A 13,422-nucleotide genomic window follows, 5' to 3' on the forward strand; every position below is an offset into this window, starting at 1 on the left:
GCTGCGCGATGGCAGGTAATGCCGGATCCTGCTGCAACGGCCCCGTGGCCGTTACCCCTGTTATCGGCGCTACCCAAATTTGCTTTAGGCCCATTTGAGAAATTTTTGATGTTCGTGTGCGCAGCATGGATTCGGCCTTCGAGAAGTGCCTGGCTGCCTGGCGTGAAGCGGGGCGCAGGAGGCCCCTTCGATAGCACTGCCTTCGGCCACGCCCCGTGTGGTAGGCGCAATGCCAGCGCCGAACTTATAGCGGGCTGGCGCCGAACGATAGCGATGTGCCGCTTCATCGTATGGCGCTCGGCTCCGGTGGCGTTCGATCTCCGGGAACCTGCCGGCTTCCGTAATGATGCTTCGTGGTGCCGTCGTTGACTTCAGAGTCGATACAACTGCTGGCGGGCATTGATCCGGCCCGTAGAACCTCGAGCGGGCTGGAGGGGCGGGCGATGGTTACGTCAACGGCTTTCCCTCCGCCCCGCCTGGGCTTGATAGCCGAGGCGGAATGAGATTCACTGGCCTGCCTGAACGGGGGCGGCTTTGGTGATTTTTGAGGCGAGTTTGGCTAGACTAGGCTGGCTCTTTGGATAGTCATCGATTATTTTTCAGCAGCAAATTATTCATTCCGTTCTATGCTAGTCAAAACTATTTATTAATCAGGCTTGTTGCGGCCCGTTTCGGGTCATTTTTCAGGATCCCAATTAATTATTATGCCTCGCACGATGGATGAACGTGAAAAACTCCGTAAGTTTCGTGAACTCGATGATGCTTTTGCCCAGGCGCTCCGTGATCTCGACGGTGGGTCTCGATCCGGTCGATCGGTAGAGGCGGAGCCGGAAAATACGCTTCCGGCGTTCGAGGAACGCCTGCACAGCCTGATGGCCGAGTACGCGTTGAGCCAGAGCTGTGTGCATGAAATGCTGAGCACGTTACTGGAGTACAAGAGAATTCGATAAGTCTCATTATCCGGCGAGATGGCTTGTTTCGATGACGGCGGGTCGGTTTTAAACTGGGTTTTAACTCTTTCTGAGACTGCCGAGGCGCTCAGTGTCTTTACTGGTGCATGTCTTGTTATCGATAGGTTATCAAGCCGGATTGTCTGCCGTCAGGATATTAACGGGAAACGAGAGATAACGGCGTTGAGGAAGACCATGAGATAAAACCAGCGCAGCGCCATGCGGTTCTCTGTTTTGCTCGTTCTACTGAATTCGTGGTGAAGAAACCATCGAGCAGTCGCTTTGCTGTCATGCGCCAGGGATGCGGTGAAGCCAAGGCAGCGGCGGTGGTGGCTCCAGGCGCTGCGGTGGCTCCAGACAGGGAATGGCGCCTGCCGCTCGGGCATCGGGGGCCAGCGAACCATCGAAAGCCGCCCCCCGGTAAGATCCGATATTATTCTGCTGACAAGTTATCGAGGGTTCATTAACCTCGCTGCCTACCGGAAACGCGTGAACCCGGTGGGCGCGCGGTTTGTGGTGATCTGGTGATGAACGGTCAATGACGCCGCATTTGCGGCGTTTTCAATTTGTGAGGTAACGGCATGGGTTGGGATTGCCCCAAGAGTCTCTGGCGGCTGGGGTTTGCATTGGTGTTGGTGTACGCCGCGCTGGGTATCGCGTCACATCCGCTGAAAGACGTCATCGAGCCTTACATGGCGTTTCTAGGGCTGGTTTCTCTATTGATTTTTGGGGGTTGGCGCCGAAGGAGCGCTGCCCTGGGATTGCTGGTTGCGATCTGCCTGGTGCAGCTCCTCAGTTGGTGGCTTGCCATCGCTGATCATCCGCAGTGGGCCAGGCCCAACCCGGATACCGAGCGGATGGCGAAGCTTTTCATCTTCATTGCCATTGCCTGGTGGTTGCGTGGGAGTCTCCGCCATGTGTTCTGGGTCTGGGGACTGGCGCTCCTGGCCTTCCTGCTGACGACGGTGATCTTCCCCGAAGGGCGTGATTCTTGGGTCTCCGGCCTGCAGGGCGAGCGTGTCGGCTTTGGTATCCAGAACAATCAGCATGCCTCGATGCTGTTCGGGGTCTCGCTGATTGGGCTCATGGCCTTCGCCAAGCGTTTCTGCTGGTCCGGCGGAGTTCGATGGGGGCGTGCATGCCTCTGGCTGGGGCTGACGCTGATGACACTGGTGGGGATCCTGTTTGGCCAGACTCGAGCCGTCTGGTTGGCGCTGCTGGTGTCCTCGGTCGTCGCGTTGGCAGTGCTCGGGTGGTACGCCAGGAAGCGCTACCAGATCCGTCTATGGAATCGAACGACGATCTCCATCGGTGTTGTTCTGGTGGTGGCCGGCGGGATCGTCGCCGTTTCGTTCGGTCATGTGCTGACTGATCGGATATTCACCGAGGATCAGGTCATCGCGCAGCTGCTCTCCGGTAATCTGGATACGCTGCCCTATACCAGCATCGGTATCCGGATTCATTCCTGGGTCGCGGCCACGCACTGGATCGCTGAAAGACCGTGGCTGGGGTGGGGTAGCAATGGGCGCGAGCTGGTCATCGAGCATACGCCGTGGCTTCCCGAGTTCGTGAAGGCCAACTTCGGTCATTTGCATAATTTCCTGCTGGAAACGCTGGTCAATTATGGCGTGCTCGGCTTGGCCGTGATGGGCGCGCTGGTCGCGTGGGTCGCCGTCATCAGCTGGAAAGCCTGGAAGCGGGGCGACATGCCCAACGACGTGGCGCTGTTTGCGCTGGCTTTCTTCTTTTACTGGGTGGTGGTCAATCAGTTCGAGTCCTACCTCTCCTTCTGGACGGGCATCTACGTGCACAACCTGATCGTGGCAGGACTCCTCACGCTGTACTGGCGTTCGCCGGGGGATTCGGGCCATGTCGGCAAAAACCGATTACCATGAGGCCTGCGATTTGTCAGATATGGGCACCAAGCGCGGTCAGCCGCGCTTTTTCACACGCTGATTGCATACGACGGTTGAAGGGATAGCAATGCGAATCACGATTTTCGGTACCGGATATGTGGGCCTGGTGACCGGCGCCTGCCTGGCTGATGCCGGCCATGAAGTCATGTGCATGGATATCGATGAAGGGAAGGTCGCGCGCCTCAAGCAGGGCGAGATTCCGATCTATGAACCCGGGCTGGAAACGTTGGTCATCGAGAACGTCGGCCAGCAGCGTCTATCGTTCACGACCGATGCGGCGGAGGCGGTGGCGTTCGGCACGTTGCAGTTCATCGCGGTGGGCACGCCGCCCGATGAAGATGGCAGTGCCGATCTGCAGTATGTGTTGGCGGTCGCCAGGACCATCGGTCAGCACATGGATGATTATAAGGTCGTGGTCGACAAGTCCACGGTGCCGGTCGGTACGGCGGACCGCGTTCATGAAGCCATCGCCAGCACCCTGGCCGAGCGTGGCATGGCGCTTGATTTCGATGTCTGCTCGAATCCGGAGTTTCTCAAGGAAGGCGCGGCCATCGAGGACTTCACCCATGGTGCGCGTATCGTCGTGGGCACCGACTCGGATCGGGTCAAGTCGTTGATGCGGGAGTGTTATGCCCCGTACAACCGCCGCGTCGAGAAGCTGATGTTCATGGACGTGCGCAGCGCGGAGCTGACCAAGTACGCCGCCAATGCCATGCTGGCGACCAAGATCAGTTTCATGAACGAGATCGCCAACCTGGCCGAGCGCTTGGGAGCGGATATCGAACAGGTTCGCCGTGGCATCGGCAGCGATCCGCGAATCGGCTACCACTTCATCTATCCCGGCTGCGGGTACGGCGGCTCCTGCTTCCCGAAGGACGTTCAGGCGCTGGCGCGAACTGCCAGCCAGATCGGTTACGACCCGCAACTGCTCAATGCTGTCGAGGCCGTCAACGACCGCCAGAAGGCGACCCTGTTCAGCAAGCTGAGCCAGGCATTCGATGGGCAGCTGGAAGGTAAGACGGTGGCGGTCTGGGGGCTGGCGTTCAAACCCAATACCGATGACATGCGCGAAGCGCCCAGCCGTCACCTGATGGAGGCGCTCTGGGCGGCGGGTGCCAAGGTTCAGGCTTACGATCCGGAGGCAATGGAAGAGTGTCGTCGCATCTACGGTGAACGCAGCGACCTGACGCTGGCCGATGGGCGTGACGCGGCGTTGAACGGGGCCGATGCCCTGGTGATCTGCACGGAGTGGAAGTCCTTCCGCACGGTGAATTTCGCCCATCTGCAGCGCACGCTGAAGACGCCGGTGATCGTGGACGGGCGCAACCTGTTCGAGCCGGCACAAGTTCGCGCGGCGGGGCTGCTCTACTTCGCGGTGGGGCGGGGCGATTCGCTGCAGGTCGGTCAGCGCAAGGCCCACTGAAGCCGGATTGCATCGAGTCCGGCACGTTCAGGCATGAACTCGAGAGAGCCCGGTACCATTTGGTATCGGGCTTTTTTGTCGCTAGGCTCGATAGCGTTGTACGCTCTTCCACCACAGCAAAGCCAAGGATGTGCCCATGCTGATTCCCGTTGTCCTGGCCGGCGGTTCCGGCTCTCGCCTGTGGCCGATGTCGCGGGCGAGCCATCCCAAGCAGTTTCTTCGGATCACGGGGGCGCGCAGCATGCTGGTGGAAACGCTGGCGCGCTTCGAGCCCCTGGATGTCGCGGAGCCGATCGTCGTCTGTCAGGAGGTGCACCGCTTTCTGGTGGCCGAGCAGCTGCGTGAAGCGGGCTGGTCGGCGGATATCCTGCTCGAGCCGGCGATGCGCAACACCGCACCGGCCATCGCGCTGGCCGCGCTGCAGGCCATGAGCCGTGATCCGGCTGCGCTGATGCTGGTGTTGCCGGCCGATCACGCGATCGCCAGCCCCGAGGCGCTGATCCAGGCGATGGCGCCGGCGCAGGCAGCGGCCAGACAGGGCAAGCTGGTGACGTTCGGCGTGACGCCGACCCGTGCGGAGACCGGCTACGGTTATATCGAGATAGGCATCGAGACCGGTATCGACATCGAGCCAGACGAAGCTTCCGGCGCCGACGCGATACCGATCCGGCGCTTCGTCGAAAAGCCCGACGCAAAGACCGCGCAGGCGTATGTCGCCAGCGGCCGTTACCTGTGGAACAGCGGCATGTTTCTGATGCGAGCGGATCGCTACCTGCAGGAACTCGAGCAGCAGCGCCCGGCAATGCGGGAGGCGGTCACGAATGCCTGGGAGGGGCGCCAGGCCGATCTCGATTTCCTGCGGATTGCGGCAGAGCCCTTCATCGCCTGTGAGGCCGAGTCGATCGACTGCGCGGTGATGGAGAATACCGCGGACGCCAGCGTGGTTGCGCTCGACGCCGGCTGGTCGGATGTCGGCTCCTGGCAGTCGTTGTGGGAAATCTCCCCGAAGGACGCTAACGACAACGTGCTTCGCGGTGATGTAATCGCCGAAGGCGTGAACGGCTGCCTGCTTCACAGCGACAGCCGCCTGGTGGCGGCGGTCGGTATACGCGATCTGATGGTGATCGAGACGCCGGATGCGGTGATGGTCGCGCATCGGGACGCCGCGCAGGCGGTCAAGGTCATCGCGGAGAGGCTCAAGCGCCAGAATCGCCCCGAATGGGATCAGCATCGCCGTGTTCATCGCCCCTGGGGCAGCTATGACGGCGTGCATGCCGCCGAGCGTTATCAGGTCAAGCATATCCGGGTGACGCCCGGCGGCCGGCTGTCACTCCAGAAGCATCTCCATCGTGCCGAGCACTGGATCGTGGTACGCGGCACCGCCCGGGTGACGCGTGGCGAGGAGATATTCCTGCTGGAAGAGAACCAGTCGACATATATCCCCCTGGGCGTGGTTCATCGCCTCGAGAACCCCGGCAAGATCGAGCTGGAGTTGATCGAGGTGCAGAGCGGCAGCTATCTCGGCGAAGACGATATCGAGCGCTTCGACGACGCCTATCATCGCGATTGAGCGCCACTTGAGCGCCACTTGATGGCTACTTGAATGTTAGAACGCTAGTTGAACGTCAGGATCGAGACTCAGGAATTCGGCTGGCCGTCGGCGTCATTGGGTAGCGCGTTGTCGCCCATGGCTTCCGCCAGCGGCGGCTGAGGTTCGTTGCCGCCGTTGCGCATTGGCATCTGCAGACGCACGGTGGGGAGATACTCCGGGTAGTGCCGGCAGATGAAATCGATCAGCCCTTCACGGATCGCGCAGCGCAGATCGAACGTGTTGGGCCCGCCGGTGGCGCTGACCAGCACACGCAGCTGCTTGTTGCGCTCGGTCATCTCCAGTGTCTGCACGACGCAGACGCGACGGTTCCACAACGGCGAGGCTTCCGCCAGACGTTGCGCTTCCTCTCTCAGCGGCTCCATGGGCAAGTGGTAATCCGCGTACAGGATGACCGTTCCGATCAGGTCCTTGTCGCGGCGCGTCCAGTTCTCGAACGCGTGGTCGACGAAATAGGTGATCGGCAGGACCAGCCGCCGCCAGTCCCACAATCTCACGACGACATAGGTGAGCGTCAGCTCCTCGACCCAGCCCCATTCGCCTTCGACGATCACCGCGTCGTTCAGCTGCACCGGCTGCGTCAGCGCGATCTGGATGCCGGCGATCAGGTTGCCCAACACCTTCTGTGCGGCAAAGCCCAGTACCACACCGAGAATGCCTGCCGAGGCCAGAATGCTGGTTCCGAGCTGGCGGACTTTCTCGAACACCATCATCATCGAGGCGACGGCCAGAACGATGATGATGAAGTTGATCAACTTGCGCAGCACGGTGATCTGGGTATGCACCTTGCGTGCGATAGCGTCCTCCTCGTCACCGAAGCGGTAGCGTTCGCTCAGCGCTCGCTCGCTGATGTTGACGCCGTGGATCAGTATGCCCGCGATGCTGGCGATGAGGATCAGACTGGCAAGGTTGTGCAGCGCCGTGTCGAGGCGTACCGAGGTGACGAAAATCGGGAACAACGAGAACAGTACGAAGATGGGTATCAGTACTGCCAGACACCTCACCATGAACGGCACCAGGAAGCGTTCCAGCATCGACTTGCGCCGGTCGGCCCAGCGATCCATGACCCTGACGAGACGTCGTGACATTCGCACCAGCAGCCATACACCCAGCAGCGCCGCGCAGAAGTGCGCCGCCGTCATGATCAGCGAGTGACCCTGCACGGCTGGCGGAATCAGGAAATACGCCGCGCCAAACAATCCGTATGTCCACAGGACGGCAACCAGCGGTGGGTGGATGGCGATCGCCGTCGTGCTCATCAGGTGCAGACGACTGTCGTTGAGCCTTCGCAGGCGGAAGTGAATGTACTTGAGCAGCCCATGGGCGACGATGGTCGCACCGATGATGGCCGCTGCCATGATCCAGAACGGCAGCGCATCAAGCCACTGCACGATCAGGGTATTGATAAACGTTGCCTTGGTAACCGATGCATTCATGAATGAGCCTGTTGATGACGAGGATCGATTCATTCAAGCGTAGGCGGTTTGGATACAACTTTCGTCGCGGCAGGCAGTTTTGTTCGAGAGCCTTCGCGGCTCGCAGGCAAACGCGCCCGCCCGGTGGCCGAGCGAGCGCGTGGGGCAGGTTATGGTTACTGGGAAAGCCCGATCTGGCGCGAGATGTCTTCGATCTGTGCGATCTGGTCGTTGACGAACGTGGTGAAGGCTTCGCCATGCATCTCGAAGGGCATCAGGCCGTTCTGCGTCATGACGCCTTTCCACTCGTCGCTCGCGTACAGCGTGTCGACGGTGTCCACCCACCACTCATAGGCGTCTTCGGAGACGTCCGCCGGCATGTAGAACCCGCGCCAGTTGGGGGCGATCGTATCGATGCCCTGTTCGCGTGCCGTCGGCCACTGGTGCAGTTTACCGGGCAGGCGCTCTTCAGAGAGGATCGCCAGGGGGCGCAGGTCGCCGGATTCGATGAAGCTGACCACCTCCGAAATGTCGCCGGTGAAGGCGTCCACATGGCCGCCCAGGGTCTGGGTCACTGCCTCGCCGCCGCCGTTGTAGCCCAGGTAGGCGATGCGGGCCAGATCATCGACGCCGGCCTCGTTGGCGGTCATCAGCAGCTTCAGGTGATCCCAGCCGCCGGAAGCGGTGCCGCCGGTGAAGGTCAGCGCGCGCGGGTCTTCCTTGAGCGCTGCCATGACCTCGTTGAGCGACTGATAGGGAGAGTCGGCGGCGACCGCAATCACGCCGTAGTCCGCTCCCAGCGTGCCGATCCAGTTGACCATGCCGGCGTTCATTCCCGGGAACTGGCCGCGTGCCAGGCCTGTCGTGGTCACGGTGCTGGCGGCGACGATCAGATTCTCCTGTCCGGCGCGCTTCTGGACCACGTGGGAGAAGCCGACGCCGCCGCTGGCACCCGGCATGTTGGTGGTCTGCACGTTGCCGTCGACCAGACCGAGATCGCCGAGCACCCGGCCGACGGAGCGGCAGGTGAAGTCCCAGCCGCCGCCGGGATTGGCCGGGGCGATGCAGTCTACCTTGCCGCTCTGCTCGAAGGCCTGGGAAGTGCTGGCGGCGCTCAAGAGCAGGCCGCCGGCGATCAGCGTTTTCAGGCTACGTGGGGTCATGGCGTGTTCCTCTCGTGTTGTTATCGAGCTGCGCTTTCGTTCGTTGCTCGTTGCCTTCTGGCCGCTGCTCACGCTCGATCGACAGCGAACATGGCGCAGCGGTGTGTCTCGAGAGGACTCTAGCGAGCGGCGTCGGCGGGAAAAATTGGCATTTGAACAAGCGAGCCTTCGCGCTTTCCGAAGGGTTTACACCTTCGTCTTAACATCAGCGGAAGCCGAGTTGCCTGTGGTGTCTTCGACCTCGGCATCGGCATCGGCATCGGCGTCAGTATCAGTATCGGGGCCGGGATCCCGCGAACTGGCGCCGGCGAGGTGCTCGACCATCTGGCGGGCGATCAGCGGCAGGGCCTCCAGATCGCGGACGCCGATGACCAGTTCCCGTTCCGCCCACTCGTCGATCAGCGGAATCGTCGCCAGCGACAGGCTTTCCCGATAGGCGGCGACGGCGCGGGCCGGGAGAATGCCGATGCCCATGCCGCGATCGATCATCCGGCAGATGCCTTCGAAGCTGCGTACCTGGATGCGCATCCGCAGCGGCTGCGCCAGACGTTGGGAATCCTGGTGCAACAGGGCGTGAAGCGAGGAGTCCTGCTCCAGGCCGATGAAGTCGTAATCCAGCGTCTCGGCGAAGGCGAGGCGCTGGCGTGTGGCCAGCGGGTGATCCCGGGCCGTGACCAGGACCAGCCGATCCCGGCGATAGGGGTGGATCGACAATCCTTCGGCGGGAATATGGGCGGAGAAGATGCCGATATCGGTGAGGCCGTCGCGCACCGCCGCGATGATCTCGTGGCTCAAGCGCTCCTGCATGTCGATGCGGATCTGCGGATAGCGCGCGGTGAAATCGCTCAGGTCGTCGGGAAGGAATTCGATCACCGCCGAGGTGTTGGCATGCAGGCGCACGTGGCCCCGGACCCCCACGCTGTACTCGCTCAAGTCGGCGTTGAGATGATCGAGGCTGTCGAGCATGTGGCGGGCGTGATGGAGCAGAGCATGGCCGGCGGGCGTCAGCTCGACGCCACGCGGGCGCCGGTAGAGCAGCGTCGTCGAAAGCTGTGTCTCCAGATCGCTGATCCGCTTGCTGACCGCCGCCAGCGCCAGATGTTCGCGCTCGGCCGCGCGGGTCAGGCTGCGCGAATCGGCAATCGCGACGAATAGCTTGAGGGTGACGAAGTCGAGTCGTTTCATGGCGATTGGCATCGGAGCGGAGCGATTGACGCCCTACTGTAGCGTTCGCCGCTGACGAAGCCTAGCTTGACGATCGCCTAATTGTTGCCGCGCGTCGGCTGGGTCAACCTCTGCCCATCGATAGAAGACACATCATTAGCGGTGTTCCGACACCGTTGGACATTCACGGAGGAGAGCGACATGGCGACCAGCGACGACAAGGCGGTCAGCGACAATGCACAGGCGCTGGCGGGACTCAAGGTGGTGGAGCTGGGCCAGCTGATCGCGGGGCCTTTCGCCAGCAAGTTGCTAGGGGAATTCGGCGCGGACGTGGTCAAGATCGAGCCGCCGGGAACGGGCGATCCGCTGCGCAAGTGGCGCGTGCTCAAGGACGACACCTCGCTGTGGTGGCACGTCCAGACCCGCAACAAGCGCTCGCTGGCACTCGACCTGCGCTCCGAGGAGGGCCAGGAGATCGTGCGGCGTCTGGTCGACGAGGCGGACATCGTGATCGAGAACTTCCGCCCCGGCACGCTCGAGAAGTGGGGGCTGGGTTGGGAGACGCTGAGTCAACGCAATCCCGGCCTGATCATGGTGCGTATCTCCGGCTACGGCCAGACCGGCCCCTATCGCGACCGCCCGGGATTCGGCGTCATCGGCGAGGCGATGGGCGGGCTGCGCTATCTTTCCGGCCACCCGGACCAGCCCTCGGTGCGGGTGGGTATCAGCATTGGCGATTCGCTGTCCGCGCTGTACGGCGTGATCGGCGCCTTGCTGGCGTTGCAGGAGCGTCATCGCAGCGGGCAGGGGCAGTACATCGATGTCGCGCTCTACGAATCGGTGTTCGCGATGATGGAGAGCCTGATTCCCGAATACGACGGCGCCGATGTGATCCGCGAGCCCAGCGGCAGTGCCTTGCCGGGCATCACGCCCTCCAATGCCTATCCCTGCGCGTCGGGCGAAGGGGTGGGTGAGGAGTACGTCCTGATCGCCGGCAATGGCGATAGCATCTTCAAGCGCTTGATGACGGCGATCGGCCGCCAGGATCTCGCCGACGACCCGCGCTTCGCCCACAACGATGGCCGCAGCCGCCACGCCGAACTGATCGACGGGGCGATCGCGGACTGGACCCGGCAGCACGAGCGCGACTACGTGCTCGACGTACTGGAGAGCGCTCACGTGCCGGTGGGCTACCCCTATACGGCCAAAGACATCGTCGCCGATCCGCACTATCTGGCGCGAGAGATGATCGAGACCATTCGGCTGGGCGATGGCGAATCGCTCAAGGTGCCCGGCGTGCTGCCCAAGCTGAGCCGCACGCCGGGTCGGATCGAGGGGGGCGGCCCGGCGCTGGGGCAGCATACCCAGGATGTGCTCGACGAGCTGGGGATCGACCGCGAAACCCAGGCGAAAATGCGTGAAAGAGGAGTGATCTGATGACCGATTCGATGACTGATTCGATGACCGGGACGAACACCCAGACCCGCGTCGCCATCAATGACGTGGCGCCGCGAGACGGTCTTCAGATCGAATCGCGCTTCGTGCCGACGGAAGAGAAGATTCGGCTGATCGATGCGCTGTCCCGTACCGGGCTGGCCAAGATCGAGGCGACGTCGTTCACCTCGCCCAAGGCGATTCCCAACCTGCGCGACGCCGAAGAGGTCATGCGTGGCATCGAGCGCGTGCCGGGGGTCGACTATGTCGTGCTGGTGCCCAACGAGAAGGGGGCCGAGCGCGCGCTGGCCTGCGGTGTCGACGAGATCAATCTGGTGCTGTCGGCCAGCGACAGCCATGGTCGCGCCAATCTGCGCATGACGGCGGAACAATCGCTCGAGCGCTTCGCCAATATTGTCGAGATCACCAAGGGTAGCGATGTGTTCGTCAACGCCTCGATCTCGACGGCCTTTGGCTGCCCGTTCGAGGGCGAGGTGCCGTTCAAGCGGGTGCTTTCGATCACCGAAAAACTGTTGGCGCTGGGCGTGCAGGGGATTTCCCTCTGCGATACCACCGGCATGGCCAATCCGCGCCAGATTGCCGATCTCTGTCGTGAGACGCTGAGCCGCTGGCCGTGGCTGCCGGTGACGCTTCACGTCCACAACACGCGCGGCATGGGGCTGGCCAATGCGCTGGTGGCGTGGCAGAACGGCATCACCCGGTTCGACGCCTCGCTGGGCGGCCTGGGGGGCTGTCCGTACGCGCCCGGCGCCACCGGCAACGTCTGCACCGAAGACCTGGTTCACATGTTCGAGCAGATGGGTGTCGATACCGGCGTGGATCTCGAACGGCTGATCGCCGCCGCCGAACTGCTGCCGGCGATGATCGGTCACGACGTGCCGGGCCAGGTAGTCAAGGCCGGCACCTCGGAGCGGCGCTATCCGCTACCGGAGGCAGCGATCGGCTAGGAAGCCGCGGGATACGCGCGCACGGGAATCGGGAATCAGAAATCGAGAGTCACGCCGCTACCGCATCGCGGTCGTGAACCAGGCGCCCGTTGGCCCAGGTTGCCGCGACCGTACGGTCGTCGCCCAACATCATCATGGCGAACAGGCGCTCCGACAGGGTCTTGGTCTGCGACAGGCGGCGCGCCATCAACGGCGTGGATTCGGGATCGAGAACGACGATATCCGCCTCGAACCCCGCCTGCAGGCTGCCGATCCTGTCATCCAGATGCAGCGCCCGCGCGTTGCCGAGGGTGAGACGGTAGAACCCCTGCCAGCCGGTCAGCGCCTGGCCGAGCAGAGCACCGACTTGATAGGCGCCCTGCAGGGTGCCGAACCCCGAGAGCGAAGTGCCGCCACCGACATCGCTGGCCAGCGATGTCGCGAGCCCCGCGTCCCGACACGCCAGGCGATCCATCAACCCGCTGCCCAGAAACAGGTTCGAGGTCGGGCAGAAGGCGACGTTGGCGCCACGCTGGGCCAGCCGCCGACGCTGCTCGTCATTCAGGTGAATGCCGTGGGCGAAGGTGCTGCGCGGCCCGACCAGATCGTACCGCTCGTAGACGTCGAGATAGTCCCGGCTTTCCGGGAACAGCTCCGCCACCCAGGCGACCTCGCCGCGATTCTCGGACAGGTGAGTCTGCAGATAGAGATCCGAAGCGTTGCGCAGCACGCCGCCCACGGCGTCGAGCTGCTCGCGGGTGGAGGTCGGCGCGAAACGTGGCGTCAGGGTGTAGCTGAGCCGATCGCGGCCGTGCCAGTCGGCGATCAGGCGTTCGCTGTCGCGCACGCCGCCCAGCGTGTCGTCGGTCAGCGCCTCCGGGGCGTGGCGATCCATCAGCACCTTGCCGGCGATCATGCGTAGCTGGCGACGCTGGGCGGCGCTGAAGAAGCTGTCGACCGACACCGGATGCGAAGAGCAGAACACCTGGGCGGTCGTGGTGCCGACGCGCAGCATCTCGTCGAGGAACCGCTCGGCGCCGGCCTGGGCATAAGCGGCGTCGGCAAACCGGCATTCGGCGGGGAAGGTGTAGTCGTTGAGCCAGTCGAGCAGCTGGCGGCCGTAGGACGCCATGATGTCGAGCTGGACGTAATGCACGTGGCTGTCGATGAAGCCCGGCATCATCAGCTTGTCGCGGTAATCGACGATCTCGATATCCGCCGGCAGCCGCTCGGCCAGCGCCTCGAAAGGTTCGACGGCCTGGATATGGCCGTCGACGATCCAGATCGCGCCGTCCTCCAGGTAACGCGTGGTATCGGGCAGTGGCGTCGCCTCCTCGCCGGGGTCGCCGAGGCAAGTGAACAGAGGGCCGCGAAGCAGGCGTTGGTGCGTGTTCATGATCT

Annotated in this window: 10 protein-coding genes; 6 read left to right on the forward strand and 4 right to left on the reverse strand. The window is 62.8% G+C overall.

The window, feature by feature from the left end; genetic code table 11:
- Positions 1–716 precede the first annotated feature (716 nt).
- The 4 genes from R5R73_RS09405 (at position 717) to R5R73_RS09420 (ending at position 5,859) form a co-directional block, all read left to right on the forward strand.
- Positions 717–950, forward strand: coding sequence for a hypothetical protein (locus R5R73_RS09405; RefSeq protein WP_071230112.1), 234 nt, complete (start codon positions 717–719; stop codon positions 948–950).
- A gap of 581 nt (positions 951–1,531) precedes the next feature.
- A complete protein-coding gene (locus R5R73_RS09410) occupies positions 1,532–2,845 on the forward strand; it encodes an O-antigen ligase family protein (RefSeq protein WP_322529507.1) in 1,314 nt (437 codons plus the stop codon).
- Between the two features lie 88 nt (positions 2,846–2,933).
- Positions 2,934–4,289 (forward strand): UDP-glucose/GDP-mannose dehydrogenase family protein, encoded by a 1,356-nt coding sequence (locus R5R73_RS09415; protein ID WP_322529508.1) that lies wholly within the window; start codon positions 2,934–2,936, stop codon positions 4,287–4,289.
- A 136-nt stretch (positions 4,290–4,425) separates the two neighbouring features.
- Positions 4,426–5,859, forward strand: coding sequence for a mannose-1-phosphate guanylyltransferase/mannose-6-phosphate isomerase (locus R5R73_RS09420; protein WP_322529509.1), 1,434 nt, complete (start codon positions 4,426–4,428; stop codon positions 5,857–5,859).
- 68 nt (positions 5,860–5,927) lie between these two features.
- Here the strand turns inward: R5R73_RS09420 and R5R73_RS09425 are convergent, their stop codons facing one another.
- The 3 genes from R5R73_RS09425 to R5R73_RS09435 form a co-directional block, all read right to left on the reverse strand.
- Positions 5,928–7,334, reverse strand: a complete 1,407-nt coding sequence (locus R5R73_RS09425) for a mechanosensitive ion channel family protein (protein WP_322529510.1) — start codon at positions 7,332–7,334, stop codon at positions 5,928–5,930.
- 155 nt (positions 7,335–7,489) lie between these two features.
- On the reverse strand, positions 7,490–8,476 hold the full coding sequence (locus tag R5R73_RS09430) for a Bug family tripartite tricarboxylate transporter substrate binding protein (RefSeq protein WP_071230107.1): 987 nt from the start codon (positions 8,474–8,476) through the stop codon (positions 7,490–7,492).
- Between the two features lie 186 nt (positions 8,477–8,662).
- Entirely contained in the window at positions 8,663–9,661 is a 999-nt protein-coding gene (locus R5R73_RS09435; protein WP_322529511.1) for a LysR family transcriptional regulator, read from the reverse strand.
- A gap of 180 nt (positions 9,662–9,841) precedes the next feature.
- Between R5R73_RS09435 and R5R73_RS09440 the strand changes: the two genes are divergently transcribed.
- Both R5R73_RS09440 and R5R73_RS09445 read left to right on the forward strand, forming a co-directional pair.
- Complete coding sequence (locus R5R73_RS09440; RefSeq protein ID WP_322529512.1) at positions 9,842–11,077, forward strand: CoA transferase; 1,236 nt, start codon at positions 9,842–9,844, stop codon at positions 11,075–11,077.
- The gene (locus tag R5R73_RS09445; RefSeq protein ID WP_322529513.1) at positions 11,077–12,042 is read left to right on the forward strand and encodes a hydroxymethylglutaryl-CoA lyase; all 966 of its coding nucleotides are present in this window, start codon (positions 11,077–11,079) and stop codon (positions 12,040–12,042) included. The genes R5R73_RS09440 and R5R73_RS09445 overlap by 1 nt, the downstream gene beginning before the upstream one ends.
- Positions 12,043–12,091: 49 nt before the next feature.
- Here the strand turns inward: R5R73_RS09445 and guaD are convergent, their stop codons facing one another.
- The gene (gene guaD / locus R5R73_RS09450; RefSeq protein ID WP_322529514.1) at positions 12,092–13,417 is read right to left on the reverse strand and encodes a guanine deaminase; all 1,326 of its coding nucleotides are present in this window, start codon (positions 13,415–13,417) and stop codon (positions 12,092–12,094) included.
- Positions 13,418–13,422: the final 5 nt, after the last annotated feature.

The sequence above is a fragment of the Salinicola sp. LHM genome, from assembly GCF_034479735.1.
Classification (GTDB): domain Bacteria; phylum Pseudomonadota; class Gammaproteobacteria; order Pseudomonadales; family Halomonadaceae; genus Salinicola; species Salinicola salarius.